The sequence below is a fragment of the Promicromonospora sp. NPDC052451 genome (assembly GCF_044547525.1).
Lineage (GTDB): Bacteria > Actinomycetota > Actinomycetes > Actinomycetales > Cellulomonadaceae > Promicromonospora.
Genome location: NZ_JBIUAP010000020.1, coordinates 62,420 through 87,540, shown reverse-complemented (window position 1 = coordinate 87,540; position 25,121 = coordinate 62,420). Strand labels below are relative to the sequence as shown.

19 protein-coding genes, 2 pseudogenes and 1 riboswitch are annotated in these 25,121 nt (G+C 74.1%); of the genes and pseudogenes, 12 read left to right on the top strand and 9 right to left on the bottom strand.

The features are described 5' to 3' along the window. Nucleotides 1–470 (bottom strand): annotated as a pseudogene (locus ACIG47_RS25165) (hypothetical protein); the annotation flags it as partial. 158 nt (nt 471–628) lie between these two features. Continuing rightward, nucleotides 629–1,630, bottom strand: a complete 1,002-nt coding sequence (locus ACIG47_RS25160; protein ID WP_397433812.1) for a LuxR C-terminal-related transcriptional regulator — start codon at nt 1,628–1,630, stop codon at nt 629–631. Nucleotides 1,631–1,746: 116 nt separating this feature from the next. Here ACIG47_RS25160 and nhaA point away from each other — a divergent pair, with 116 nt between their 5' ends. Further along, nucleotides 1,747–3,630: a Na+/H+ antiporter NhaA gene (gene nhaA / locus ACIG47_RS25155; RefSeq protein WP_397433811.1), complete on the top strand. Its 1,884-nt coding sequence runs from the start codon at nt 1,747–1,749 to the stop codon at nt 3,628–3,630. A 10-nt stretch (nt 3,631–3,640) separates the two neighbouring features. Here the strand turns inward: nhaA and ACIG47_RS25150 are convergent, their stop codons facing one another. After that, nucleotides 3,641–4,546: an AraC family transcriptional regulator N-terminal domain-containing protein gene (locus tag ACIG47_RS25150; RefSeq protein ID WP_397417854.1), complete on the bottom strand. Its 906-nt coding sequence runs from the start codon at nt 4,544–4,546 to the stop codon at nt 3,641–3,643. A gap of 181 nt (nt 4,547–4,727) precedes the next feature. Between ACIG47_RS25150 and ACIG47_RS25145 the strand changes: the two genes are divergently transcribed. Continuing rightward, entirely contained in the window at nt 4,728–5,033 is a 306-nt protein-coding gene (locus ACIG47_RS25145) for a putative quinol monooxygenase (protein WP_397433810.1), read from the top strand. A 67-nt stretch (nt 5,034–5,100) separates the two neighbouring features. Beyond that, nucleotides 5,101–6,084, top strand: a complete 984-nt coding sequence (locus ACIG47_RS25140; protein ID WP_397433808.1) for an alpha/beta hydrolase — start codon at nt 5,101–5,103, stop codon at nt 6,082–6,084. Between the two features lie 57 nt (nt 6,085–6,141). Here ACIG47_RS25140 and ACIG47_RS25135 read toward each other — a convergent pair whose 3' ends face one another. From ACIG47_RS25135 to ACIG47_RS25125, 3 genes are all read right to left on the bottom strand, one after another. Continuing rightward, nucleotides 6,142–7,035, bottom strand: coding sequence for a carbohydrate ABC transporter permease (locus tag ACIG47_RS25135; RefSeq protein ID WP_397433807.1), 894 nt, complete (start codon nt 7,033–7,035; stop codon nt 6,142–6,144). Next, nucleotides 7,032–7,934: a carbohydrate ABC transporter permease gene (locus ACIG47_RS25130; protein ID WP_397433806.1), complete on the bottom strand. Its 903-nt coding sequence runs from the start codon at nt 7,932–7,934 to the stop codon at nt 7,032–7,034. Before ACIG47_RS25130 ends, ACIG47_RS25135 begins: the two co-directional genes overlap by 4 nt. Before the next feature lie 137 nt (nt 7,935–8,071). Then, nucleotides 8,072–9,361, bottom strand: coding sequence for an ABC transporter substrate-binding protein (locus ACIG47_RS25125; protein WP_397433805.1), 1,290 nt, complete (start codon nt 9,359–9,361; stop codon nt 8,072–8,074). Nucleotides 9,362–9,709: 348 nt separating this feature from the next. Here ACIG47_RS25125 and ACIG47_RS25120 point away from each other — a divergent pair, with 348 nt between their 5' ends. The 6 genes from ACIG47_RS25120 (at nt 9,710) to ACIG47_RS25095 (ending at nt 17,565) form a co-directional block, all read left to right on the top strand. Then, nucleotides 9,710–10,828 carry an ROK family transcriptional regulator gene (locus ACIG47_RS25120; RefSeq protein WP_397417841.1) on the top strand — a complete coding sequence of 373 codons (1,119 nt, stop codon included), beginning with the start codon at nt 9,710–9,712 and terminating at the stop codon, nt 10,826–10,828. Further along, nucleotides 10,825–12,015: a substrate-binding domain-containing protein gene (locus ACIG47_RS25115; RefSeq protein ID WP_397433804.1), complete on the top strand. Its 1,191-nt coding sequence runs from the start codon at nt 10,825–10,827 to the stop codon at nt 12,013–12,015. Before ACIG47_RS25120 ends, ACIG47_RS25115 begins: the two co-directional genes overlap by 4 nt. After that, a complete protein-coding gene (locus ACIG47_RS25110; RefSeq protein ID WP_397417836.1) occupies nt 12,012–12,800 on the top strand; it encodes an ATP-binding cassette domain-containing protein in 789 nt (262 codons plus the stop codon). The genes ACIG47_RS25115 and ACIG47_RS25110 overlap by 4 nt, the downstream gene beginning before the upstream one ends. Next, a complete protein-coding gene (locus tag ACIG47_RS25105; protein WP_397433803.1) occupies nt 12,797–13,990 on the top strand; it encodes a sugar ABC transporter permease in 1,194 nt (397 codons plus the stop codon). The genes ACIG47_RS25110 and ACIG47_RS25105 overlap by 4 nt, the downstream gene beginning before the upstream one ends. Nucleotide 13,991: 1 nt before the next feature. Next, entirely contained in the window at nt 13,992–15,005 is a 1,014-nt protein-coding gene (locus ACIG47_RS25100) for a LacI family DNA-binding transcriptional regulator (protein ID WP_397417832.1), read from the top strand. 799 nt (nt 15,006–15,804) lie between these two features. Further along, entirely contained in the window at nt 15,805–17,565 is a 1,761-nt protein-coding gene (locus tag ACIG47_RS25095) for a ricin-type beta-trefoil lectin domain protein (protein ID WP_397433802.1), read from the top strand. Between the two features lie 109 nt (nt 17,566–17,674). On the opposite strand, the gene metE is transcribed toward ACIG47_RS25095, so the two are convergent. Continuing rightward, nucleotides 17,675–20,068, bottom strand: a complete 2,394-nt coding sequence (metE, locus tag ACIG47_RS25090; RefSeq protein ID WP_397433801.1) for a 5-methyltetrahydropteroyltriglutamate--homocysteine S-methyltransferase — start codon at nt 20,066–20,068, stop codon at nt 17,675–17,677. An 8-nt stretch (nt 20,069–20,076) separates the two neighbouring features. Further along, nucleotides 20,077–20,180, bottom strand: a riboswitch (SAM riboswitch). 241 nt (nt 20,181–20,421) lie between these two features. Here metE and ACIG47_RS25085 point away from each other — a divergent pair. Beyond that, the gene (locus ACIG47_RS25085; protein WP_397433800.1) at nt 20,422–21,126 is read left to right on the top strand and encodes a type 1 glutamine amidotransferase domain-containing protein; all 705 of its coding nucleotides are present in this window, start codon (nt 20,422–20,424) and stop codon (nt 21,124–21,126) included. Nucleotides 21,127–21,203: 77 nt separating this feature from the next. Beyond that, nucleotides 21,204–22,109: a LysR family transcriptional regulator gene (locus ACIG47_RS25080; protein ID WP_397433799.1), complete on the top strand. Its 906-nt coding sequence runs from the start codon at nt 21,204–21,206 to the stop codon at nt 22,107–22,109. Between the two features lie 209 nt (nt 22,110–22,318). On the opposite strand, the pseudogene ACIG47_RS25075 reads toward ACIG47_RS25080, so the two are convergent. Together ACIG47_RS25075 and ACIG47_RS25070 are read right to left on the bottom strand one after the other, a co-directional pair. Then, nucleotides 22,319–23,434, bottom strand: a pseudogene (locus tag ACIG47_RS25075) (Cmx/CmrA family chloramphenicol efflux MFS transporter); the annotation flags it as partial. Between the two features lie 179 nt (nt 23,435–23,613). After that, nucleotides 23,614–24,084: a GNAT family N-acetyltransferase gene (locus tag ACIG47_RS25070; RefSeq protein WP_397433798.1), complete on the bottom strand. Its 471-nt coding sequence runs from the start codon at nt 24,082–24,084 to the stop codon at nt 23,614–23,616. Between the two features lie 204 nt (nt 24,085–24,288). On the opposite strand from ACIG47_RS25070, the gene ACIG47_RS25065 reads away from it, so the two are divergent. Then, on the top strand, nt 24,289–25,047 hold the full coding sequence (locus tag ACIG47_RS25065) for an SDR family NAD(P)-dependent oxidoreductase (RefSeq protein WP_397433797.1): 759 nt from the start codon (nt 24,289–24,291) through the stop codon (nt 25,045–25,047). The last annotated feature ends 74 nt before the right edge of the window (nt 25,048–25,121 follow it).

The window sequence follows — 25,121 nt, the reverse complement described above, 5'->3', positions numbered from 1 at the left end:
GCCTCCTGGCCCAGGATCCGCACGGGCGCGTCCTCGGTGACCCGCGCAACGCCGGGGGCGGAGCGCAGCTCGGCCAGGTCCGCGGGGTCCACGGTGGCCACGACGGCGGACAGCAGCCCGGTGACCGACTCGGCGTGGTCGAGGTCGACGCCCTGCCGCTCGATCCAGGCGGTGACGCCCTCCTGTGCCTGCGTGACCTCGTCGACCGCGGCACGGTAGTCGGCGGCAAAGGCGCTGCGCGCCCGCGCCGAGGCCGGGCCACCGGCGGTCCGCGCCGCGGCGACCTCGTCCTGGCCGACGACGTCGGCCGCCGTCGGGGTCTCGAGCTCGATGATGACCCGCACCGGCTCGGCGTCCGCTGCGGGGTCCGGGGCCGCGACGGCGGCTCCGGGGGACAGGACCAGGGAGGCCGAGACGAGGGTGCTCCCGAGGAGGGCACCCCGGCGGCGGCCGGAGGACAGAGGTTGCATGAGGGCTGTCTAGCCCGCGCCGCGCTCCGTGGGCAATGCCCGTGGTGACCGGAAGCGGCCACTGGCCGGTACCGGCCGCACATGTTTTACACAGCCGTCACGCAGGAGGCCACTTTCACCCGCTCGGTCCGCGCTCCCGGCCCGCCCCGCGCGGGACGTCACAGCCAGCCGCGACGGACCGCCTGCACCCCCGCCTGGAACCGGTTCGCCGCACCCAGCCGGCGCAGCAGGTCCGCGCTGCGTCGCCGCAGCGTACGCTCCGACAGCCCCAGCTCGCGCGCGATCGCCTCGTCCTTCGCGCCCGAGGCCAGCAGCGCCAGCAGCGCCCGGTCGTCCCGGCCCGGCCCGCGCTCCGGGGGAGCGGTACCCTCCAGGCTGTCCGACGCCGGGATCTCCACCGCGTCGGCCCACGCCGCCTCGAACGCGGCGCACAGCAGGTCCACCAGCGGCCCGCCCTCCACGACGACCGCCGCCGGCCGCAACGCGTCCAGGTTCGAGCTGACCAGCGCCGTGCGCCGGTCGGCGATCGCCAGCTTGGTGGGCAGCGTCCGCGCGATCCGGGCCTGCTCGCCCGCCGCCGCCGCGAACCGCAGCTGCGCCCACGCGCCGGGCAGGTCCAGCACCTCGGCGGCATAGACGGCCCGCCACGACACGCCCCGCGCCAGCGCGAGCGGCTCCACCGGGTTCTCGTCCGCCAGCACGTACGGCGGCCGGTCGAACGCCATGAACTCGCCGGTCACCTCGTGCTGCAGGCGCGTGTACCAGGCACCGATCAGCGCCGGGTCGTCGATCACGTGCACCCCCGCACCCGCGCCCGCGGCGTCCGCCGTCTGCTCGAACAGTCCCGCCAGGTCCGGGATGGTCGACCGGACCCGGTCCAGCTGCGCCGCGGTCCGGTCGGTGAGCGCGCGCAGCGCCACCCGCGGGTCGACCGCCGTGTACGAGCCCTCCGTGCCGCTCGTGCGGTTGATCAGGCCCGCGGCCCGCAGCCGCGCCAGCAGCTCCGCGGGGTCGGCGCCCTGCAACGGCACGTCCCGGGCCACGTCCGTCTCCCGGACCGTGCCCTGGGCGAGCACGTACCGGTACACCAGCCGGGTGTCCTCGTCGATCCCGACGGCCCCGAAGTCGCCGTACGGGTCGAGCTCAGCCTCCGCCACCATGCGCGCCAGCGTAGTGCGGGTGAAGTCTGCCGGACCGTCGTGATGCGCGCCCCGGCGTGGTCCACACTACGTCTCATGCCGGCCGGTCACGCCGACCGGGAGCGACAGGAGAGGCCATGGCGAACCTGACCATCATCGAACGGTCCCCCGACCCCGAGACGCACGAGCCGGGCCCGCACTGGCCGTCGATCGCCACCTGGGTCCGGGCACTGGGCCAGAGCCGCCTGGGTGCCCTCCTCCTCCTGGTCGGCACGCTCGCCGCGATCCTGTGGGCCAACGTCTCCCACGGGTCCTACAGCGAGTTCTGGGACACGCACCTCAACGTCGGCGTCGGCGACCTCCAGCTCGAGTTCACGCTGCACGCCCTGGTCAACGACGCCCTCATGGCGCTGTTCTTCTTCACCGTCGGGCTGGAGGTCCGGCGCGAGTTCGCGATCGGCGAGCTCACGAGCTGGTCCCGGGCCGTGGTGCCCGTGGTCGCCGCCGTCGCCGGCCTGGTCGTGCCCGCCGTCCTCTACGTGCTCATCAGCCGCGGGAGCGGCTGGGAGGGTGCCTGGGGCGTCGTCATCTCCACGGACACCGCGTTCGTCGTCGGCGCCCTGGCGCTCATCGGCCCCCGGGCGCCCGGCCGCCTGCGGGTGTTCCTGCTGGCGCTCGCGGTGGTCGACGACATCGGCGCCCTGAGCATCATCGCGCTGGTCTACACCGAGAGCTTCGACCCGCTCCCGCTCGTGATCGCCGCGGTGGGCCTGGTCGGCGTCTACCTCACGCGGTACGTGCCGAGCGGCCGCGGGCCCATCTACGCCACGCTGTCGATCATCGTCTGGGGCGCGTTCCTCGCCTCGGGCGTGCACCCGACGCTGGCCGGCGTCGCCATCGCGCTCCTGGTGCCGGTGTACCGGCCCAGCCGGCGCGACGTGGAGCACGCCCTGACCCTGGCGCGCACCTTCCGGCAGTCGCCGAACAGCGACTACGCGCGGGCGGCGGCGAACAGCCTGCGGGAGTCGATCTCGATCAACGAGCGGCTCCAGTCCGCCTACGCGCCGTACGTGGCGTACGTGATCCTGCCCCTGTTCGCGCTGGCGAACGCGGGCGTGCGGATCGACGGCGAGATCCTGGCTGCCGCCGCGGGCTCCGCCGTGACCTGGGGCATCGTGGTGGGCCTGGTGGTGGGCAAGTTCGTGGGCGTGCTGGGCTCCGGCGCGGTGATGCGGGCGCTCCGGGTCGGCGACCTCGGGCCGGGCCTCGCGCTCGACCGGCTCGCCGGCGGCGGCGCGCTGTGCGGCATCGGGTTCACCATCTCGCTGTTCATCGTGGACCTCGCCATCGACGACCCCGCCGTGCAGAACGAGGCCCGCGTGGGCGTGCTCTCGGCGTCGGTGCTGGCCTTCCTGATCGCCGCGGTGATCTTCAAGGTGGCCGACCGGGTGCACCCCGCCAAGGAGGCCGGTGCCGTCCTGCTGCGGCCCGTCGACCCGGCCCGCGACCACGTGTACGGCCCGGCCGAGGCGCCCTACACGCTGGTCGAGTACGGGGACTTCCAGTGCGGCTTCTGCTCCAAGGCGTCGGGCGCCATCCAGGAGGTGCACCGCGAGCTGGGCGACCGCCTGCGGTACGTCTGGCGGCACGCGCCGCTGGACCGGTACCACCCCAACGCCGTCGCGGCCGCCGAGGCGGCGGAGGCGGCCGCGATGCAGGGCAAGTTCTTCGAGATGGAGCGCAGCCTGCTCCTGGACCAGGAGAACCAGCTCCCCTCCGACATCGTGCGGCGCGCGGCGGAGCTGGGGCTCGACGTCGACCGGTTCGAGCGGGACCTGGTCTCGCCCGAGGTGGCCGGCCGCGTGCGCGACGACGTGCTGGACGCCGAGGCCATGGAGGTCACCGCCGTACCCACGTTCTTCGTCAACGGGCGTCGGCACACCGGGCCGTACGACGCCCAGTCCCTGATCCGGGCGCTGGAGAGCACGGCGCCGGCCGGCTCCCCGGCCTCGGGCGGCTGACGGCTCCGGCTCAGGCGGGCCTCCCGGACCGTTCGGCCGCGGCCTCGCGCAGCCGGACGGCGTCCTGGCTGGGCGGCAGGCCGAACCGGCGCCGGTACTCCCGGCTGAACTGCGAGGGGCTCTCGTAGCCCACCCGCTGCCCGACGCCGGTCACGTCGCGCGGGCGGGTGGCCAGCAGCAGGCGCGCCTCCTGGAGCCGGATCTGCTTCTGGAACTGGATGGGGCTCATCGCCGTGACCGCCTGGAAGTTGCGGTGGAACGCCGAGACGCTCATGCCCGACAGCGCGGCCACGTCCTCGACCCGGAACGGCTCCGCGTAGTGCTCCCGGATCCAGCGCACCGACCGGGCCACGTGCGCCAGGCCGCTGTCCGCGAGGCCGAGCTGGCGCACCGTGGCGCCCTGCTCCCCGGTGACCAGCCGCCAGAGGATCTCCCGCTTCAGGAGCGGGGCCAGCACCGCGGCGTCCCGCGGGCGGTCGAGGAGACGGACCAGGCGGACGGCGGCGTCGACCAGCTCGTCCGGGGCGTCGCTGACGACCATGCCGGGGGCGGCGCCGCCCACGGGCGGGAGCACGCCCGGCGGTGCCTGCAGGAGCAGCTCGGCGATGAGGGCCGGACGCAGCACCAGACCGAAGCCGAGCGCGGGCTCGTCCGGGTCGGCCTTCGTGAACGTGCCCGTGACCGGGAGGTCCACGGAGGCCACGAGGTACTGCCCGGCCCGGTACTCCAGCACGCGGTCGCCGACGGCGATGCGCTTGGCGCCCTGGGCGATCAGCGCCAGCACCACGCCGGACATCGACGGCGCGGGCGGTTCGGCACGGTGCACGGCCGAGAGCTGCACGTCCTCCAGCGCCGTCGCGGTGGTGTCGGGGCGCGCGTGGCGCAGGATCAGCTCGCGGAGCTCGCCAAGGCTCATGGGGCGATCCTGCCACGTTCACGATCGGACCGGTAGCAGGAGGATCAGGCAAGAGCGGGCGACGATCTTGCTGTCGTCCCAGCAGGCGCATGCGGTGTGATGGCTGGGCCGGAACCTATCCGGCCCACCGTCGACCCGGGGATCGTCGAGCGCCCCGGGACAGCACACCGAGGAGAATCGTATGAACGTCGGACACGGCTTCCACGCCACCATGACCGCCCGCCCCGGCCAGGGCGGCGCGGTCGTCGACCTGCTGCTGCACGCACCGTCGCTGACCCACCCGGACTGCGTCGTCTTCCTGGTCGGGCGGTCCGCCACCGACGCCGACACGGTGCACGTCACCGAGGGCTGGACCAGCGCGGGCGCGCACAGCGCGTTCTTCGCGACCGGCGAGGCACGGGCACTGGTCGCGGCGCTCCAGCCGCTGCTCGCGGGGGAGTCGGTGTACACCGACGAGCTGCCGGTGGGCGGCAAGGCGGCCTTCTGACGTACCGGCCCTGGCGCCGCCCCAGCACTGTCCGAGCACTGTCCGAGCACTGTCCGAGAGGAACCCCATGACCGTCGAACCCGCCCCCCGACCGGACGTCGACCCGGAGCTGCGCCCGCTGCTCGACCTCCTGCCCGCCGTCCCCCTGACCGCCGCGACGCTGCCCGCCGTGCGGGCGGCCGCCGCGACCCCGCCCGAGGCGCTCGCTGCGCTCCTGGCGGGCCGGGGCGTCGAGCGCCGCGACGTGGTGGCCACCTCGCCGCACGGCGACCCGGTGCCGCTCACCGTCCTGAGCCCGGCCCGGCGGGACCCGTCGGTGCCGGCGCCCGTCGTGTACTGGATGCACGGCGGCGGCATGGTGCTGGGGGACCGGTTCTCCCAGATCGACGTCCCGCTGGACTGGCTGGACCGGTTCGGTGCCGTGGTGGTGACCGTGGAGTACCGGCTCGCCCCCGAGCACGGCGGCACGGTGCCGGTCGAGGACTGCTACCGGGGCCTGGTCTGGGTCGCCGAGCACGCGGCCGAGCTCGGCGTGGACCCGGAGCTGCTGGTGGTCGCCGGGACGAGCGCGGGCGGGGGACTGGCGGCCGGCGTCACGCTGCTGGCCCGGGACCGGGGCGCGCCGGCCGTCGCGGCGCAGGTGCTGGTGTGCCCCATGCTCGACCACCGGGGCGGCACCGGCTCCGGCCGGCAGTTCGCCGAGGGGCCTGCCACCTGGACGGGGGCGCAGAACGCGTTCGGCTGGTCCGCGGTGCTGGGCGAGCACCCGGCGGGGGTGTCGCCGTACATCTCTCCGGCGCTGGCCGCGGACCTGTCGGGTCTGCCGCCCACGTACGTCGACCTCGGCTCCGCGGAGGTCTTCCGGGACGAGGACGTGGCCTACGCGGCACGCATCTGGGCCGCGGGCGGCGAGGCGGAGCTGCACGTGTGGGCGGGCGGCTTCCACGGCTTCGACTCCCTCGTGCCGGACGCCCGGGTGTCCCGTACGGCCCGCGCGACGCGCACGGCCTGGCTCGGCCGCCGGCTGACGGACCCGGCCTCCGGGGCGTAGCCGACCGCGCCCGGACGGGTGGGCACCACCCGTCCGGGCGCGGTCGGCGTCGGCGCGTCAGCCCTTGACCGACCCCGACATCAGGCCGCCCACGAAGTACTTGCCCAGCACGATGTAGACCAGCAGGGTCGGCAGCGACGCGAACAGGGCACCGGCCATGGAGACGCCGTAGTTCTGCAGCAGGGCGCCGTTGGCGAGGTTGTTCAGCGCCACGGTCACGGGGCCGTTCTGCGAGGACGAGAAGAACACCGCGAACAGGAAGTCGTTCCACGCCGAGGTGAACTGCCAGATCAGCACCACCACGAAGCTGGGGATCGAGAGGGGCAGCACGATGGACCAGTAGGTGCGCAGCATGCCCGCGCCGTCGACCCGGCCGGCCTCGATGAGCTCGTGCGGCACGGTGGCGTAGTAGTTGCGGAAGATCAGCGTGGTGATCGGGATGCCGTAGACCACGTGCAGCAGGATCAGCGTGGGCACACCGCTCGGCAGGCCGAGGTCCAGGACGAGCTGGTTCAGCGGGATCATCACGGCCTGGTACGGGATGAACATCCCGAACAGGATCACGGTGAAGACGATGTCGGCGCCGCGGAAGGTCCACCGCGCCAGCACGAACCCGTTCAGCGACCCGAGGAACGCCGAGATGATGGCGCTGGGCACCACCATGCTCACGGTCCGGACGATCGCGGGGGACAGCGTGGTCCAGGCCGTGGCCCAGTTGTCGAGCGTCCAGGCCTGCGGCAGGGCCCAGGCGCGGCTCGGGTCGGCGTCGCCGGTGCCCTTGAAGCTGGTCACCAGCAGCACGTACACCGGGATGAGCACCACGACGAGGAAGAAGATCAGCGCCGCGTAGCGCAGCGTGCGGGCCAGCGAGTACCGGCTCCGGCTCGTGCGGGGGCCGGGGCCGCCCACGGCCCGGGGGTGCGCCGTGAGCTGTTCGGCGGCGGCGGTCATCGCTTCTCCTCGCGGTTCGTGCGGATCAGGTACGGCACGATGACGAGCGCCACGATGATCAGCAGGATCGAGCCCACGGCGGCCGCGTTCGCGTAGTCGAAGCTCGACTTGAACACGAACATGTCCACGGCCGGGACCTTGGTCTGGTAGTTGGCCGGCTTGGAGATCGACATGATGAGGTCGAACGCCTTCAGGGACATGTGGCCGATGATGATCAGGGCCGACAGCGCCACCGGCGAGAGCTGCGGGAACAGCACGTAGCGGTACAGCTTCCACTCGCTGGCACCGTCCACGCGGGCGGCCTCGCGCAGCTCGTCCGGGATACCGCGGAACCCGGCAAGGAAGAGCGCCATCACGTAGCCCGAGAGCTGCCAGATCGCCGGGATGGCGATGGCGACGATGCCGAACGTGACGTTGTTCCACCAGTTGTTCTGCAGGAGGTCGAGGCCGACCATCTGGAACAGGCGGTTCAGGCCGGAGGCCTGCTCGTCCTGGTTGGAGTTGAGCAGCCAGCGCCACACCACACCGGAGGCGACGAACGAGACCGCCATCGGGAAGAGGTACACCGAGCGGAACAGGCCCTCGCCCTTGACCGGCTTCTCCAGCATCCACGCCCACAGGAAGCCCATGACCATGGTCCCGGCGAGGAACACCGCCGTGTACAGCAGGAGGTTCATCAGCGAGTGCTGGAAGTCCTCGCTGGCCAGCAGGTCGAGGTAGTTCGTGAACCAGACGAAGGCGGCGGGCTGCTGCCCGGTGGCCTGCGCGGCCGTGTGGCTGTCCGTGAAGGACGTGGAGAAGTTGGCGACGATCAGCCCGTAGACGAACACGCCGACGAGGATCAGGGACGGGGCGAGCAGGAGGAGCGGTGGTCCGACTCGCCGCAGTTTCTTGAGCATGTGGGTACCTCGGGTGCCATGGCTGGTGGCCGGCGGCTGGTGGGTGGCTGTGGCGGGCGGGCGCGGCCGCGCGCCGTCGGGACGGACCCGACGGCGCGCGGTGGGTGGTCCGGCCGGGAGCGGTGCTCCCGGGCGGGTCAGCCCTGGACTGCGCCGGCCAGCTCGGACTGGTAGCCGGCGAGGTCGGACGCGCCCGTGGTGAACTTGCTGGTGGCGTCCGAGATCGCGTTGAGCGTCGCGACCGGGGCCGCGGCGCCGTGCGCCAGCGAGGAGACGATCGTGTCGTTGGCGAACGACTCGATGGCGGTCTGCTGGTACTCGGAGAAGTCGGCCGGGTCGGCGTCTGTCCGGGCCGGGATGGACCCCTTGGCCTTGTTGAACGCGACCTGGCCGTCCAGGGAGCCCACGGTCTCGAGCCAGGCCTTGGCACCCTCCGGGTCGGGCGCGCCGACCGGCAGGGTGAAGGAGTCGGCCAGGAAGTCGAAGGTGCCGTCGGTGCCGGGCACCGGCGCGGCCGTGAAGTCCGTGCCGAGCGCCTTGTCCTGCTCCTCGAACGCGGCGACCGCCCAGTCGCCCATGACGTTGAACGCGGCGCTGCCGTCGATCACCATCTGGGTCGCCTCGGGCCAGTCGAGACCGTCACGGTCGTCGTTGGTGTACCCCATCAGCGTCTCGAAGTCCTCGAGGGCCGCGGTCACCTCGGCGCCCTCCCAGTCGGTGCTGCCGTCCCAGAGCCCGGTGTACCCCTCGGGGCCCAGGTCGGCCAGCAGGACCGTCTCCAGCAGGTGCACCTGCGTCCAGGTGGTGCCCACCGACAGCGGCGTCACGCCGGCCTTGTCGAGCTTGTCGAGGTCGGCGATCCAGGCGTCGAGGTCCTCGTACTGCGCCTCGGGGTCGATGCCGTTCTCCTCGAGCACGGTCGGGTTGGCCCAGATCACGTTCGCCCGGTGGATGTTCGACGGGATCGAGTAGATCGCGCCGTCCTCGGTGGAGAGCCGGTCGACCAGGTCGGCCGGGAAGACGTCGGTCAGGCCGAACTCGTCGTACAGGTCGGAGACGTCCTCGATCTGCGCGGCGTCGATGTAGTCCTGCAGCTCGGCACCGGCGTGCGCCTGGAACGTGTCCGGCGGGTCCTGCGCCTGCAGGCGAGTCTGCAGCAGGTCCTTCGCCGCCGAGCCCGCGCCGCCGGCGACCGCGCCGTTGACGAACTCGATGTCGGGGTGCTGCTCCTCGAAGACGCCGACCAGGGCGTCGAGGCCGGCCTTCTCCGAGCCAGCCGCCCACCAGGTGAACACCTCGACCTGGTCGCCGCCGCCCTCGCCGCCGCCGCCGTCACCCGAGCTGTCGCCGCCGCCGCACGCGGCCAGCGTGAGACCGAGGACAGCGGCTGTCGCCACCGTCGCGGTCATCCTCCGGTTCACTCGCATCTGGGGTCCCTCAACCTTCCTCGGTCGCTGGAGCACCGGCCCGGGACCTCGTCGTCCCGGCACCGGCGCGCTGGGCCTCGCTGGGCTCGGTGCGCTGGGGGACGACGTCGTACCTGGGGCCGGCCGGGCGCGCCTGTACGCCCGTGAACCCGCGTCTATCGAACGACCAGGGGCCGTTGGTGTCAAGAAATGAACGCAAGCGTCGCTCGATCGTGACCTGAACGTTCAGTTCGTGTATCCAAACCCGTCATTTCTCACCGGAAGGCGGTTACCCTGGGCGCTGTGCGCGCGGATCGGGTGACCCCGGGTTCGCAGACCTCACTGCGTGAGGCCAACCGAGCCCGTATCGTGAGCGCCGTCCAGCAGCGTGGCTCCCTCACGCAGATCGAGCTGGCCGGCGTCACAGGGCTGTCCCCGGCCACCATCTCGAACATCGTCAAGGAGCTGTCCGCCGCGGGCGTGCTGCACACGGCGCAGTCCGTGCGCAACGGACGGCGCGCGCTCCAGGTCACGCTCGCCCGCAACCTCGGCCTCGTGGTGGGCATCCGGTTCGGGCAGCGGTCCCTCAGCGTCGCGCTGGCCGACGCCTCGATGCGCGTCCTGGCCGAGCAGCGCATGCCGCTCGCCCCCGACCACCGGGCCGACGCCGGGATCCAGCGCACGGCGATGCTCGTCCGCGAGATGCTCCAGGCCGTGGACGCCGACCCGTCCGAGCTGCTCGCCGTGGGCGTGGGGGTGCCCGCGCCGGTCGACATCCGCACCGGCGAGGTCGTGACCGTCGGCATGATGCGCGGCTGGGACGGCGTCCGCGTGGACGAGATGCTCGGCGCCGAGCTCGGCGTGCCGGTCACGACCGACAACGACTCGACGCTGGCCGCCATCGCGGAGGCGCGGTTCGGCGCGGGCGCCGGCTACGACTCCGTCGCCTACGTCCGCGCGTCGCACGGCGTGGGCGGCGGCCTGGTGCTGGGCGGCCGGGCCGTGCACGGCCGGTCGGGCGTGGCCGGCGAGATCGGGCACGTGTCCGTCGACGAGAACGGCCCCGTGTGCCGGTGCGGCAACCGCGGCTGCCTCGAGATGCTGGTGGGCGCCACCCGCCTGCTGTCCCTGCTCCCGCCCGAGGCGGGCCACCTCACGCTGGCGGACCTCGTGGCCCGCGCCCGCGCCGGCGACCCCGGCTGCCACCGCGTGGTCTTCGACGCCGGGCGCCACCTCGGCGTCGCCCTGGCGAACCTGTGCAACCTCGTGGACCCCGACGTCGTGGTCATCGGCGGCCAGCTCGCCGAGGCGGGCGAGGTGCTGCTCGAACCGCTGCGCACCGCGCTCGGCCAGCGCGTGGTCGCCACCTCGCGCGGCCCGGCCGAGGTGATCCCCTCGGCCCTCGGCGCGGACGCGGGCGTCCGCGGTGCGCTGGCCGCGGCCCTCGACCGAGCCCGGGCCCAGGGCTCCCTAGGAGTGACGACATGACCCGACCCACCCCCGGCAGGCGGAGAGGCTGGGCCAGGCGGATGCTGGCCGGGACCGTCGGGCTCGTCGTGGCGGCCGGCGGCGCCGGGTGCGCGGTGGGCGACGCCGGCACCGCGCCCGGCGTCGAGCACGAGGGGACCATCGGTCTGCTGCTGCCCGAGGCCCAGACCGCCCGGTACGAGGCGTCCGACCGCCCCACCTTCGTCTCCGTCACCGGCCGGCGCTGCCCGGGCTGCACCGTGCTGTACGCGAACGCCGCGCAGGACGCCGCCGCCCAGCTGGAGCAGGCCGAGTCCATGCTCGCCCAGGGCGCCGACGTGCTCGTGCTCGACGCGGTCGACACCGTCGCCGCGGTCGGGATCGTCACCCAGGCCAAGCGGCTGGGTGCCCAGGTGATCGCCTACGATCGGTTCGTGGACGGCGCGGACTACTACGTGTCGTACGACTACGAGTTCATCGGCTTCCTGCTGGGTTCGGCACTGGCCGGCACGGTCACCGAGCGCGCCGCCCGGGCCGACGCCGACCAGGACGCCGGGCAGGAGGGCGGTCAGGACGACGACGGACGGCCCGGGGTGCTGCTCGCGCACGGCTCGGCCACCGACCCCAACGCGCTCGCGCTCGCCGCGGGTGCCCGCCGCGCCCTCGAGGGAGAGGACATCGACGTGCTCGCCGAGCACTACACGCCCGACTGGAGCCCCGACAAGGCCACGGAGTGGACCGAGGCGATGCTGACCCAGTACCCCGGCCGGGTCGACGGCATCCTCGCCGCCAACGACGCCATCGCCGGCGGCGCCATCGCCGCCGCCAAGGCGGCCGGCCTCGACCCGGTCCCCGTCACCACCGGGCAGGACGGCGAGCTCGCCGCGGTGCAGCGGATCGTCGCCGGGGACCAGTTCATGACCGTCTACAAGGCCACCGACCAGCAGGCCGCCACGGCCGCCGAGCTCGCCGTGCGCGTGCTGCGCGGTCAGGACCCGCGCACCACGGCCGTGACCGACGGCGTGCCCACGGTGCTCCTCGCGCCCCGCGCGGTGGGCGCGGCCGACGTCGAGCACGTCATCGTGGACGGGCACGTCTACACCGTCGACCAGATCTGCGTCCCGGCCTACGAGGCGGCGTGCGAGCGCGCGGGCCTGCTCGGGTCCGGCGACGCCGCCGGGGCCCTCGAGGGGGTGGGCGCCCGATGAGCGATCCGGTGCTGTCCCTGCGCGGCGTCTCCAAGCGGTTCGGCGGCGTCCGCGCCCTGGTCGACGTCGACGTCGACGTGCGCGAGCACGAGGTGCTCGCCGTCGTCGGCGACAACGGGGCCGGCAAGTCCACCCTCGCGGGCGTGCTCGCGGGCGCGCACCGGCCGGACGCCGGCGACGTGCTCCTGGACGGCCGCCCGGTGGTGCTGGACACGCCGGCCGTCGCCCGCACCCTCGGGATCGCCGCGGTGTTCCAGGAGCTCGCGCTCGTGGACGACCTCGACGTGGTCGAGAACCTGTTCCTGGGGCACGAGACCGTGCGCGGCCCGCTGCTGGACGAGGTCGCCATGGAGCGCGAGGCCTGGCGGCTGCTCGACCAGCTCGCCGCCAGCGTGCCGTCGGTGCGCGACCCGGTGCGCACCCTGTCGGGCGGTCAGCGCCAGGTCGTGGCCGTGGCCCGCGCCCTGCTCGGCTCGCCCCGCGTGGTCGTGCTCGACGAGCCGACGGCGTCGCTCGGCGTCCGTCAGACCGCCGAGGTGCTCAACCTCATCGTGCGGCTGCGCGAGCGCGGGCACGCCGTCGTCCTGGTGAGCCATCAGGCGGGAGACCTGCAGGCCGTCGCCGACCGCATCGTGGTGCTGCGCCTGGGCCGCGTGCACGACGTGTTCGACGGCGACGCCTCCTACGAGGACCTGCTCGCCGCGATGACCGGGGCGGTCCGGCCGGGCACCAAGCACGCGGGCGGCGCGGGTCGCACCGACGCCGGACGGGCGGTGCGCCGATGAGCGCCGACGCGCCGGCCGCGGCGCCGGGCGCGGGCCTGCCGGGCGCGGTCTGGCAGCGGGTCCGTGGTGGCACCAGCCTGCTCCCGATCGTGGTGGCGCTGGCCGCCATCTGGCTCGTGCTCGGGGCCGTCAACCCCGCGTTCCTCGCTCCCGAGAACGTGGTCAACCTGACCCTGCAGAGCGCCCCGGTCGGGGTCATCGCGCTCGGCGTGGTCCTGGTGCTCCTGGTGGGCCAGATCGACCTGTCGGTCGGGTCGCTCAGCGGGCTCGCCGCGGCCGTGGTCGCCGTCGGCTCCGTGACCCTGGGCTGGCCGGTCGCGCTCGCGATCCTGGCCGCGCTGGCCTGCGGCGTGGTGGTCGGCCTCGGCTACGGCATGCTCTCGGCGCGGCTCGGCCTGCCCAGCTTCGTGTTCACGCTGGCCGGGCTGCTGTTCCTGGCCGGGGTGCAGCTGCGGGTGCTCGGCCCGCTGGGCTCGATCAACCTGCCCTTCGAGTCCTGGTTCGTGCGGTCGGTGCAGCAGAGCTTCCTGCCCACCGGCGTGGCCTGGGCGCTGGTGGTGGTGGTCGTCGTCGCGTACGCGGCCGTGCAGGTGGCCGCGCGGGCGCGGCGACGGCGCGCGGAGCTGCCGGCGGCGAGCGTCGGACAGGTCGCGGTGCGCACCGGGGTGCTCGCCGTGGTGCTGTCGGCGATCGTGGCCTACCTGGGCGCGGCCCGCGGCGTCGGCTTCTCGGTGGTGCTGTTCGCGGCCCTGGTCGTGGTGACGGACGTGCTGCTGCGCCGCACGCGCTGGGGCCGGTCGGTGCGCGCGGTCGGCGGCGACCGGCGGGCCGCCACCCTGGCCGGGGTGCCCGTGCAGCGCACCGTGGTGCTGTGCTTCGTGGCCTGCTCGACGCTCGCCGCGCTCGGGGGCGTGCTCGCGGCGGGTCGGCTCGGCGCCGCCAACCAGGGCACCGGCGGGGCGGACACCTACCTGGTGGCGATCGCCGCCGCGGTGATCGGCGGCACGAGCCTGTTCGGCGGCCGGGGCAGCGCGTGGTCCGCGGTGCTGGGCGTGCTCGTCATCCAGTCCATCGCCAACGGCCTCACGCTGATGAACGTGGACCAGGCGGCCCGGTACATGGTGACCGGCGCGGTGCTGCTGCTGGCCATCATCATCGACATGCTGGTGCGCAAGCGCCGGGAGGCCTGACATGATCCGTCGTCCGACGCTGGCGATGGTGGCCGAGGCCGCCGGGGTGAGCCTGAAGACCGCCTCGCGCGTGCTCAACGGGGAGCCCAACGTGGCCGCGGCCACCCGCGAACGGGTGCGCGACGCCGCCACGTCGCTCGGCTTCCGGCGCAACGCCGTGGCCGCCGACCTCGCCCGCGGCGGCTTCTCCCGGCTGGTCGGCTTCATCACCGGCGACCTGGCCAACGAGTTCTACTCCGCGCTGGCCAGCGGCATCGAGCGCGAGCTGCGCGAGCACGGGCTGCAGCTCCTGACGGCGTCGTCCGACGAGGACCCGTCCCGCGAGAGCTCGCTGACCGGTGAGCTGCTGGAGCGGCGCGTCGGTGCCCTCATCGTCACGCCCGCAGGCGCCGACCACTCGGCCCTGCGCGGCGAGATCGCCGCCGGGCTCACGGTGGTCGTGGTGGACCGGCCGGCCGCCGGGATGGACGTGGACACCGTGGTGATCGACAACCGGGGCGGCGTGCGCGCGGCCACCCGGCACCTGCTGGACCACGGCCACCGCCGTATCGGTTTCGTGGGCGACGAGCCCCACCTGTGGACCTACCAGGAGCGCAGCGCCGAGTTCCTCGCCGTCATGGCGGACGCCGGGGTGCCCGACGCCGAGCGCTGGCTGCGGTCGGGCGCGCACTCGGCGTCGGCCGCCCGGGACCTCGCGGCGGAGCTGCTGGCCGACCCCGAGCCGCCCACCGCCATCCTCGCGGCGAACAACCGCGCGACGGTGGGCACGCTCCAGGCCCTGCACGAGGTGGGCGGGCGCGCGGGCGGCGACGAGATCGCGGTGGTGGGCTTCGACGACTTCGAGCTGGCCGACCTGCTGGGCATCACCGTCGTGGCGTACGACGCCGTCGAGATGGGCCGGCGCGCCGCCGAGCTCGCGGTGGCACGCTCCGCGGATCCTGGGCGGCCGGTCGAGCTGGTGGTGCTGCCCACGCGGGTGGTCGCGCGGGGGAGCGGGGAGCGCCGGGCGCGCTGACCGGGGCTGCCGGGCGGGTCGGGTTGGCGGGGGAGTTCGGTGCCTTGCGTGCTCTGCTGCCGTGGGTTCGGTCCGTTGCCTTGAGGTCGGTCCTTTGCGTGCTCTGCTGGCGTGGGTTCTGTCCTCGACGTGTCCGGCGGTCACGGGTCCGGTTTCGTGCTGTCTTGGGTCGGTCCTTTGCGTGCTCTGCCCTGGCACGTTCGGTCTGTTGCCTCGGCGTTGGTCGCTTGTGTGTCGGGGTGTCGTGGGTTCGGTCTCGTGTTGCCGTGGGTTCGGTTTGTTGCTTCGGCGTTGGTCGCTTGTGTGTCGGGGTGTCGTGGGTTCGGTCTCGTGTTGCCGTGGGTTCGGTTTGTTGCTTCGGCGTCGGTCGCTTGTGTGTCGGGGTGTCGTGGGTTCGGTCTCGTGTTGCCGTGGGTTCGGTTTGTTGCCTCGGCGTCGGTCGCTTGTGTGTCGGGGTGTCGTGGGTTCGGTCTCCTGCTGCCATGAGTTCGGTCTCTTGTCTGCCCTGCCTCGGCGAGTTCGGTCCCTTGCCTCGAGATCGGTCCATCATCGGGCCGATCTCGAGGCAAGGGACCGAACTCGTCTCGTGGCGGTGTGCAAGGGACCGAGCCCGTGGGACCAGCGCCCCCCGCTCCCGGGGGCCGGGTGAAAAGTGTGGACGGGCGCCTGTGGGATAAGGGGTAGTACGCGCAGGTTTAGGTGTTTTCCACACGGTGGTGGTCCAGCAGTTCTGGCCGCGGTGCCGCGTCAATACGCTCCCAGGCACACGAGGTTCCCCAGGCCTGACGAGGAGCACACCATGTCACGAACCCTGAGAACGTCCCGGTCCCTGATAGCGCTGTCGGCCGTCGCGCTCGTGGTCGGCACGGCACTCACCGGCGCGTCCACGGCGGGGGCGGCGTCGCCCACTGCGACCGGCGCCGGCACCAGCACTGCCGGCATCAGCACTGCCGGCATCAGCACTGCCAGCATCAGCACCGCCGGCACCAGCACCGCCGGCACCACCACCGCCGGCACCACCACCGCCGACATCAGCACCGCCGGCACCAGCACCGCCGACATCAGCACCGCCGGCACCGCGAGCACTACCAGCACCCGCAGCACCGCCCCCGCCCCCGCCCCCGCCGGCCTCGACGTCGTCGATCTCCCCGACGCCCAGGTGCGCGCGATGGAGCGCGACCTGGGTCTGACCAGGGCCGAGATCCCGGCCCGCCTGGCGCTGGACGCCGAGGCGGCGATCGTCGAGGCGCACCTGGCGGCGACGCTCGGCGAGGACTACGCGGGCACCTGGCTGCCCCGAGGGGCCGACGCGCCGCGGGTCGCCGTCACGAGCGCGGCGGCGGCGAGGGTGGCCGAGCGCGCCGGCGCGGACGCCGTCGTCGTCGAGCACGGCCTGGGCGCGCTCACCGCGTGGAAGGAGGCCCTGGACGAGGTGGGTGCGCCCACCTCCGTGCACTCCTGGTACGCCGACCCCACGACCAACGAGGTGGTGGTCGAGGCGGCCGACGCCGCGGCCGCGCGGGAGATGATCGACCAGGCGGGCGTGCCGGCCGAGGTGGTGCGGGTCGAGAAGTCCACGGTGGCGCCGCGCACGGCCCGCGACATCCGGGGCGGCGACGAGTTCCACCGGCCGACGGGGGACGGCTGGGTCACGCTGTGCTCGATCGGGTTCGCGGTGTCGGGCGGGTTCGTGACCGCGGGGCACTGCGGGCAGACCGGCAACGCCGTCACCGCCCCCGACGGCACGGCCCTCGGCACCTACCGTGGCTCGACCTTCCCGGGGCACGACTGGGCGTGGGTGGGCACCACCAGCGGCTGGACGCCGACGGCCGCGGTGAACAACTACGCGGGCGGCACGGTCGCCGTGGCGGGCTCGGCGGAGCAGGGGATCGGCGCGTCGGTGTGCCGGTCCGGCCGGACGACGGGCTGGCGCTGCGGCGTCATCCAGGAGAAGAACGTCACCATCAACTACGGTGACGGCGACATCCCGGGCATGGCCACGGGTTCCGCATGTGCCGAGGGCGGGGACTCCGGCGGCTCGGTGATCTCGGGCAACCAGGCACAGGGCGTCACCTCGGGCCGCATCGGGGACTGCTCCACGAACGGCCGGTTCATCTACCAGCCGCTCAACCCGATCCTGAGCAACTACGGCCTGCAGCTCACCACCACGGGCGGTGGCGGGGGCCGGCCGCTGGTGGGGCTGGCGGGCAAGTGCATCGACGTGCCCAACTCCGAGTTCACCGACGGCAAGCGGCTCCAGCTGTGGACCTGCAACGGCACGGCGGCGCAGCGGTGGACGTTCCACGCGGACGGCACGCTGCGCGCCGGCGGGCTGTGCATGGACGTGGCCTGGGGCAACACGGCCGACGGCACGGCCGTCCAGCTCGCCAACTGCAGCGGCAACCCGGCCCAGCAGTTCACGCTGAGCGGTGCCGGGGACCTGGTCTCGATCCTGGCGAACAAGTGCGTGGACGTGCCGAACAGCAACAGCGCGGACGGCACCCCGCTGCAGATCTGGACCTGCAACGGCACGGCGGCCCAGAAGTGGCGCGTGGGCTGACCCCGCGTCACCGAGACAGAACGGTAGCGGTGGAGACCCCGGGCGAGACAGAACGGCAGCAGCACGAAGGTGGCGGCTGTCCTGTCTCGCCAGGGTTCTCCATCGGGCCTCAGAGGGTGGCGCGGACCGTGTTCGCGGCCGTGACCAGGTTCGCGAGGGACTGCTTCGTCTCCGGCCAGGCGCGGGTCTTGAGGCCGCAGTCCGGGTTGACCCACACCAGGCGCGGGTCGATCGACTTGGCGGCGAGCTCCACCAGGTCGGTCACCTCCTGCACCGACGGCACGCGCGGGCTGTGGATGTCGTACACGCCCGGGCCGATGCCGCGCGCGTAGCCGGCGTCGGCCAGCTCCGGCACGATCTCCATGCGGGACCGGGCGGCCTCCACGGACGTGACGTCGGCGTCGAGGCCGTCGATCGCCCCGATCACCTGCCCGAACTCCGAGTAGCACAGGTGCGTGTGCACCTGCGTGGCGGGCGCGGCCCCGGCGGTCGCCAGCCGGAACGAGCGCACCGACCAGTCGAGATACGCAGGGTGTGCGGCCGTGCGCAGCGGCAGCAGCTCGCGCAGCGCGGGCTCGTCCACCTGCACGACGCCGATGCCCGCCGCCTCCAGGTCGGTCACCTCGTCGCGCAGGGCGAGCGCGACCTGGTCGGCGGTGTCGCCCAGCGGCAGGTCGTCGCGCACGAAGGACCAGGCCAGGATCGTGACCGGTCCCGTGAGCATGCCCTTGACCGGCTTGTCGGTGAGCGAGGCCGCGTACGCCGTCCACTCGACCGTCAGCGGCGCGGGCCGGGACACGTCGCCCCACAGGATCGGCGGCCGCACGCAGCGCGAACCGTAGGACTGCACCCAGCCGTGCACCGTGGTCGCGAAGCCGTCGAGCTGCTCGGCGAAGTACTGCACCATGTCGTTGCGCTCGGGCTCGCCGTGCACCAGCACGTCCAGCCCCAGCTCCTCCTGGAGCGCGACCGTGCTCGCGATCTCGGCGCGCATCGCGGCCGTGTAGTCGGCGTCGGACAGCTCGCCGCGCACCCACGCGGCGCGCGTGGTGCGGATCTCGGCCGTCTGCGGGAACGAGCCGATGGTGGTGGTCGGCAGCGGCGGCAGGCCGAGGGCGGCCTGCTGGGCCTCCGCGCGCTCCGCGTACGGTGCGCGCTCGACGTCGGCCGCGCTCAGCGCGGCGGCCCGCTCCCGCACCGCGGGGACGACGACGCCGGGCGCCGCCGCGCGGGTGCGCACCGCGGCCGTGGAGGCGGCGAGCTGGTCGGCCACGGCCGCGCGTCCGTCGGTCAGCGCCGTCGCCAGGGTCGCGACCTCGGCGACCTTCTGGTCGGCGAACGCGAGCCACGACGCCAGGCCGGCGTCCAGCCGGGGCTCGTCCGCGACGTCGTGCGGCACGTGCAGCAGCGACGTGGAGGTGCCCACGGCCAGGGCGCCCGCGCCCGGACCCGTGCCCGGCGCCGTCAGACCCTCCAGGACGGCCAGGCGGGCGCCGAGGTCGGCACGCCAGATGTTGTGCCCGTCGATCACGCCCGCGACCAGGGTCTTCGTCTCCAGCCCGGGCACCGGGCCCGTGGGCACCGCGCCGCGGACCAGGTCGATCGCGACGGCCTCGACGTCGGTGCCGGCCAGCAGCGCCAGACCGTCGCCCGCCTCGGAACGCAGGTCGCCGTAGGGCGCCGTGACCAGGATCGCGGGTCGCTCGGCGGCACCGTCCGCCGCCGGCGCGGGGGAGAGGTCCGTGGCCAGGCGGGCGTAGGCGCGGCGCACGGCGTCGGCCACCTCGTCGAAGGGCACGCCCAGCAGGTCCGTGACCAGGGCCGGCTCGTCGAGCTGCACCCAGGGCGCCCCCGCCGCGGCCAGCGCGCGCAGCACGCCGGCGTAGGCGGCCACGACGTCGTCCAGCCGGTCCAGCGGGCGGAAGCCCTCGGGGGCGCCGTCGGCCGGCTTGCTGAGCAGGAGGAAGGTCACCGGCCCCACGAGCACGGGCCGGGTGACGACCGCGGGTCCGCCGTCGGCCGGGTGCGCCGCCTCGGTGAACTCGCGCACCACGCGGTCGTCGACGAACCCGATCGGGGTGTCCGGGCCGATCTCGGGCACCAGGTAGTGGTAGTTCGTGTCGAACCACTTGGTCATCTCGAGCGGCGCCGCGTCCCCCGCGCCGCGCGCCACGGTGAAGTAGGCGTCCAGCGGGAGGCGGCCCTCGGGCGTGGTGAGCCCCGCGAACCGCTCGGGGACCGCGCCCAGCAGGGCGACGACGTCGAGCACCTGGTCGTAGGAGGAGAACGAGCCGGGGACGGCGGCGCCGTCGGCGCCCAGGCCCAGGTCGGCGAGGTGCCGCACGGTGGCCAGCCGCAGGTCGTGCGTGGTGGCCTCCAGGTCGTCCGCGGTGGTGCGGCCGGCCCAGAAGGACTCGACCGCGCGCTTGAGCTCGCGGCGTCGGCCGATGCGCGGGTAGCCCAGGACGGTGGCGTTCGGGAAGTGCGGGTTCTTGACTGCCATGCGTATCAGCTCCATCGGACCTGGCGTTAGCACCTTGCCCCGAGATGGGCGCCTCGGAGGTAGGTTGCTGCGGTGTCGTGGAGCCAGGACTCTCGACCGCTCTGGATGATTGACCTGGATCGTAAGCATGACCGGGATGTGGTCGGAAAACCGTCCACGCTTCAAGACGGCGGCGTTCGTGCTGGTCATCGCGTCGCGGCCGCCTAGCGCACGGCGGCGGTCCCGGCAAGCCGGCCGCCATCAGGAACCTGATGGCGGCGATGTGCCGGACGGGCCGGCTGCGGCGGACGCTGACGTTCTCGTCCGTACGCCGGCGCGACCGCCGGCGCACCCGCACAGAAGGTCACCCACCCATGCCGAAGATCCTGATGGTCCTGTCCGCCGCGAGCACCCTGCGTCTGGCCGACGGCACCGCCCACCCCACGGGCTACTGGGCCGAGGAGGTCGCGGCGTCGCACCGCGTGCTGACGGCCGCCGGCGCACACGTCGACATCGCCACGCCCGGCGGTGTCCGACCCACCGTCGACGCGATCAGCCTTGACGAGCGCGGCGGCGTCGGCCCGTCCGACGCCGCCCGGCACCGCGCCTACCTCGACGCCATCGCCGACCGGCTCGCGCACCCGCTCGTGCTCGCGGACGTGCACGCCGCCGACTACGACGCGATCTACGTCCCCGGCGGCCACGCCCCCATGGCCGACCTGGCCTACGACGCCGGCCTCGGGCGCCTGCTGCGCACCGCGGACCAGCGCGGCGCGGTCGTCGCCGCGCTGTGCCACGGCGTCGCCGCGCTGCTCAGCGCGCAGACCCCGGACGGCACCTTCGCGTGGGCCGGGCGGAAGCTCACCGCGTTCACCGACGAGGAGGAGCGGCAGGGCGGCCTCGGCGACGGTGCGCCCTACCTCGTGGAGTCGCGCCTGCGCGAGCGTGGCGCGCTGGTGCGGACCGGGGCGCCCTGGTCGAGCACCGTCGTGCGCGACGGCAACCTGGTGACCGGCCAGAACCCGCAGTCCAGCGCCGCCACGGCCGAGGCGGTCCTCGCCGCCCTCGCGGAACGCTGACCGGCGGCTAGCCTGTGGTCGAGACGGGACCGGTCCCGTCCGGCGTACGCCGGACGTCAGCGGCGGAGGTGGTGCGGATGCCGGGACTCGACCTGCTGGCCACCTTCCTGGAGGTCTACCGCACCGGGTCGCTGTCGGCGGCGGCCGAGCGGCTGGGCGTGAGTCAGCCCGCCGTCTCCGGCCAGGTCGCCCGGCTGGAGGAACGGCTCGGCGGCCCCCTCTTCGTGCGCTCCGGCCGCGGTGCCCGGCCCACCGAGCGGGCCGTGGCGCTCGCCGCCCGGGTGGGTGTGCACGTGGACGGGCTGCGGTCCGCGCTCGGTACCGGGGACCAGGGGCCGGGCATCGGCGGTCTCGTCCGGATCGGCGGGGCGGCCGAGCTGATGTCCGAGCGGGTGCTCCCCGCCCTCGCGCCGCTCGTCGCCCGCGGGCTCCAGGTCCGGGCGACGCTCGGCCTGGGCGACGACCTGCTGGCCGCTCTGGCCGAGGGGCGCCTGGACCTGGTCGTCTCCTCGGTGCGGCCCCGGGACGCGGCGGTCCGGGCGATGCCGCTGGTGGACGAGGAGTTCCTGCTCGTCGGGCCGGCGTCGCTCGCCCACACCGTGGACCAGGTGCGGCTCGCCGCGGACCCGGTGTCGGCCCTGGCACACCTGCCGCTGGTCGCCTACGCGGAGGACCTTCCGATCGTGCGGCGGTACTGGCGCAGCGAGTTCGGTCGCCGGCCACCGAACGCGACGTCGCTCGTCGTGCCCGACCTGCGGGCCGTGCTCGCCGCGGTGGCCGCCGGGGCGGGGGCCTCGGTACTGCCGCGCTACCTGGCCGCGCCGGCCCTGGAGGCGGGACGCGTGGTGCTGCTGCACGAACCCCAGGCGGCGCCGCTGAACACGCTGTACCTGGCCGTGGCGCGGGACGCGCCGCCCGACCCGGCCCGCGCGGCGGTCGTGGACCGGCTGGGCGAGGTGGCCAGGCGGTGGACCTCGCTGTAGAGCGGACTGACCATGCGTCTGCTGCCAGGACGGGGTGAATCCTGGCAGCAGACGCATGGTCTCGATCCGCGAGGGCGTGGTGGTCAGGGGTGGGGGTGGTTGCGGTTCCTGGTCGGGTTCAGCGTGGCGGGTCCCGGGGTGCCAGGGGTGGGGGTGGCGGAGGACTGGGCTGCGGCCCTGGGCGTTGCGGAACCGAGCCTCGCCGAGCCGAGCGCGACCGCACAGGCGGCCAGCGCCGCGCTGACCGCCAGGGGTCCCACGAGGCCCAGCGGTGCGATGGCGGTGCCGCCCAGCACGGGGCCGGCGAGCGCCCCGAGGTTCAGTGCGACCGTCGAGTACGCGCCGCCCATCGTGGGGGCGTCGTGGGCCGCCGCCATGCCGCGGGCGATCAGTGTGCCGCCGACGGCGAAGGACAGCGCCCCCTGGACCGGCGCGAGCACCCACGCCGCGACCGGGGACGCGGCGAGCGCCGTCCACGTGACCCACCCCGCGAGCAGGGCGGGTCCGGCCACGCCGAGCAGCAGCCTGCCGTGCGTGCCGGCGAACCGGCCGGCCACCCCGATCCCGGCGAAGGCGCCGAGGCCGAAGAGGGCGAGCACGGCGGGCACCAGCGCGGAGGCGAGTCCGGCGCCGTCCGTGACGACCACCGCGAGGTAGGTGAAGGCGCAGAAGGTCGCGCCGTTGACCAGCACGCCGAGCGCGAGGACCCGCAGCAGGCCGGGGGAGCGCAGCGCACGGAGCTCGGCCCGCAGGTCCGGTCGGGCGTGCGGCGTGCGGTCGCTCCGGCCCGGCGTCCGGGCGGCGACGGGTACCAGGGCCGCCGCCGACACCCCCGCGATGGCCCACAGCGCCGAGCGCCAGCCCCACACCTCGCCGAGCAGCGCGCCCGCGGGGACGCCGGCGACCAGGGCGAGCGTCGTGCCGCCGAGGATCACCGACAGGGCCCTGGCCTGCCGCTCGGCCGGGACGACGCGGGGCACGGTCGACAGCGCCACGGCGAGGAACCCGGCGTTGGCCACGGCGGCGACGCACCGGGTGGCGAGCAGCACGCCGAAGCTCTCGGTCAGGGCGCCCGCGACGTGGGCGCCGACGAAGACGAGCAGGCAGGCGGTCAGGGTCCACCGGGGCGGCAGGCGGCGCCCGACGGCGGCCGTGAGCGGGGCGCCGACGACCATGCCGACGGCGAACCCCGAGGTGAGGTATCCGGCCTGGGCGACGGGGACGCCGAGGTCGGCGCTGATGCCGGGGACCAGCCCGGCGAGGACGAACTCCGAGGTGCCCTGCGCGAAGACCGCGACAGCGAGCACGTACAGCAGTGATGGCACGAAGACTCCGAAGGATGAGGAAACGGGTAGGCCTGGTCGGCACTACGGGCCCTTCGGGCGCGCGCGAGTCCGCTCGGGAAGAAGGAGCGGTGCGGCGAGGGCTGGCCTCGCCGGTCTCTGCTGGGGCGTCTCGGGCTACCGGAGTACCGGCAGCCCTGACCTGGACGCTTCGGGAGACCTCATGCGGCGAACCTAGCACGCACGGGCAGCGGGCGGTGCCACGCGGTCTCGCGGTCGAGCTGTCCCGTGCTGCGGAACAGGAGCACCTGGTGGGCGTCGGGCAGGGCGGCCGCGAGGGCGTCCGTGGTGGTGCGCTCGAAGCCGAGCCGCTGCCAGAAGCCGCCCGAGCGGCGGGAGAACAACCAGGCCTGGCGGGCGCCGGCGTCTGCGGCCCGGTCCAGGGCGAAGCGGGCCAGGCGCAGCCCGCTGCCGGTGCCGCGCAGGTCGGGGCGGACGGCGACGCTGCGGACCAGTGCGTGCTCGCCGTCCGTGCCCAGCTCGAAGCCCGTGCTGGCGCGCACCGCCCCGGCGTCGTCGCGGTCGAGCCAGAGCCGCACGGCCGGCTCGGCGAGGGCCGCGACGGTGAGGTCGGCGGCGCGCAGGAAGGCGGCGAGGTCGTCGAGGTCGTCCGGGGTCGCGGGATGGAGCACACCGGGATCCTAGCCAGTCGAGGGCCGGGCGAGGGCAGCCGAGGGCAGCCGGGATTCGAGCAGGATCAGGCAAGGATGCGCGAGGAACGCCGTCGCCGTCGGGCCCCGGGATCGCCTTGACTGGTGGACGAGCCGGGGCGACGCCCCGCGGGCTCGGAGCCGGCCTCGGCCGGCAGCATCGGACAACTCGTGAGAGGGCAGCACATGCAGATCACCATCGTCGTCGGGGCCAGCTCGGGCATCGGGCGGGCGACCGCGGTCCGTGCCGCGCAGGGCGGTGCGGGCGTCGTCGTCACCTACAACTCGAACGCAGAGGGCGCCCGGGAGACCGTGCGGCTCGTCGAGGAGGTCGGCGGTACCGCCGTGGCGCTCCCGCTGGACGTGGGGGACAGTGCGACGTTCGGCGCGTTCCGCGCCGCCGTCGTGGAGGCCGTGGCCGCCACCTGGGGCGAGCGGCAGGTCACGGGCCTCGTGAACAACGCCGGATTCGGCGGCGGCACCCCGTTCGCGCAGCTGTCCGAGGAGCTGCTCGACCGCACCTACCGCGTGCTGTTCAAGGGGCCCTACCTGCTGACGCAGACCCTGCTGCCGCTGATCGCCGACGGCGGCGCGATCGTGAACACCGCGAGCAGCTCCGCGGGCACGGCGGGGCTCTCGGAGGGGTACTCGGCCTACGGGTCGATGAAGGGTGCCGTGGTGGTCCTGAGCCGGTACCTCGCCAAGGAGCTCAGCGGTCGCGGCATCCGGGTGAACTCCGTGTCGCCCGGGCCGACACGCACCCGGCTCGGCGGGGACGCGTTCGAGAAGTACCCCGAGGTGATCCCGCCGCTCGTGGAGCGCACCGCGCTGGGCCGTCTGGGCGAGCCGGACGACGTCGGTGCCGTCATCGCGTTCCTGCTGTCCGACGCCGCGCGCTGGGTCACCGCGCAGGACATCGAGGTGTCGGGCGGGTTCAACCTGTAGCCACCGGTCCGCGCCCTGGGACGCACGTTCCAAAACGTCCCAGTATCGGTAAAGATAGGGCATATCGCCTATCA